Here is a 1,306-nt window from a genome sequence, read left to right on the forward strand (position 1 = left end):
GCCGGTAGGTGAGGTAGTCCTCGTCGACGGCGGTCTCGGCCACCTCGGCGGCCAGCGCCACGACCTGGGCCGGGGTCAGCCCGGCCCGGATGTCGAGCGCGATCTCGGCCCCCCGGTCGGCGGTGGGCAACGTGACGTCGGAGGCGACGACGTGGTCGGTCCGGCCGAGGCGGGTCTGGACGGCGTGGGCCTGGTCGACGTCCTCGGAGCACCCGGTCAGCAGGACCAGCAGGAGGGCGGGCAGCAGCGCCGGCGCGCACGCTCGTGCGCGGAACCCCCCCAGGACCGCCATGCGGGGATTCTCCCACGGGGGCCGCGGTCGCGGGGGCCGTCGGGCTTGACTTGAACAGAACTTGAACCTGTCCACCGAGGGCATGCACACGAGGCCCGTCATCCGATGAATCCGTTCGCGAGTGTCGGTCGGTCCAGGCAGACTGGTCGCGAAGGGGTCCGGGATGACTGAGCAGATGACGACGACGGAGGACACTCCGCCGCAGCGGTCGTTGCCGCGCGCCCTCACGCCGTTCCGCCACGCCGCCTACCGCCGGCTGGCGGTGGCGCTGATGCTCAGCACGTTCGCGAGCGGCGTCTGGATCGTCGGGCTGGTGTGGGAGGTCATCCGCATCGGCGGCGGCCCAGGCCAGCTGTCGTTGGTCACGACCGCCGGAGCGGTCGGGGTGATGCTGCCGGCGCTGCTCGCCGGGGTCGTGGCCGACCGGGTCCCGCAGAAGTCGATCCTGATCGGCGTCGCCGCGCTCGAGTGCGCCGGGATGGGCCTGGTCGCGGTCCTGTCGTTCCTCGACCTGACCCAGGTCTGGCACCTCGCCGCGGTCACCTTCGCGGCCGGCGCCGGCATGGCGTTCTACTACCCCGCCTACTCCGCGTGGCTCCCGGCGCTGGTGCCCGAGTCCGACCTGATGGCCGTCAACGGGTTCGAGGGGATGGTCCGCCCGACCATCGGCCAGGCGGTCGGCCCCGGCGTCGCCGGCGTCGTCGTGGGACTGGCCAGCTCGGGGTCGGCGGTCGCGGTCGCCGCAGTGGCGTCGGGCCTCGGGCTGTTCGCCCTGACGTTCGTGCCCAAGACCGCCGTACGCCGTGAGCTCCCGGCCGAGGGTGAGGGCGGCCCGCCGGTGGCCAGTGTCCTGGCCGACATGCGTGAGGGCTTCGGCTACATGGTGCGCACGCCGTGGCTGCTCGCCACGCTGCTGTTCGCCTCGGTCATGATCCTGGTGCTGATGGGCCCGCTCGAGGTCCTGGTGCCGTTCCTGATCAAGGTCCGCCCCCGAGGCGGTCCTTGATCAGGAAC

At 72.6% G+C, this 1,306-nt stretch carries 2 protein-coding genes; one reads left to right on the plus strand and one right to left on the minus strand.

Annotation, left to right across the window (positions count from 1 at the left end):
• Nucleotides 1-292 (minus strand): hypothetical protein (locus tag EPN98_RS24415; RefSeq protein WP_293365616.1); only part of this gene is annotated, 292 nt, incomplete at its 3' end.
• A 163-nt stretch (nt 293-455) separates the two neighbouring features.
• Here EPN98_RS24415 and EPN98_RS24420 point away from each other — a divergent pair.
• Nucleotides 456-1,298: an MFS transporter gene (locus EPN98_RS24420; RefSeq protein WP_293365617.1), complete on the plus strand. Its 843-nt coding sequence runs from the start codon at nt 456-458 to the stop codon at nt 1,296-1,298.
• Nucleotides 1,299-1,306 lie beyond the last annotated feature (8 nt).

This window comes from Phenylobacterium sp. (assembly GCF_004299445.1).
In the GTDB taxonomy this organism is placed as follows: Bacteria; Pseudomonadota; Alphaproteobacteria; order Caulobacterales; family Caulobacteraceae; genus Phenylobacterium.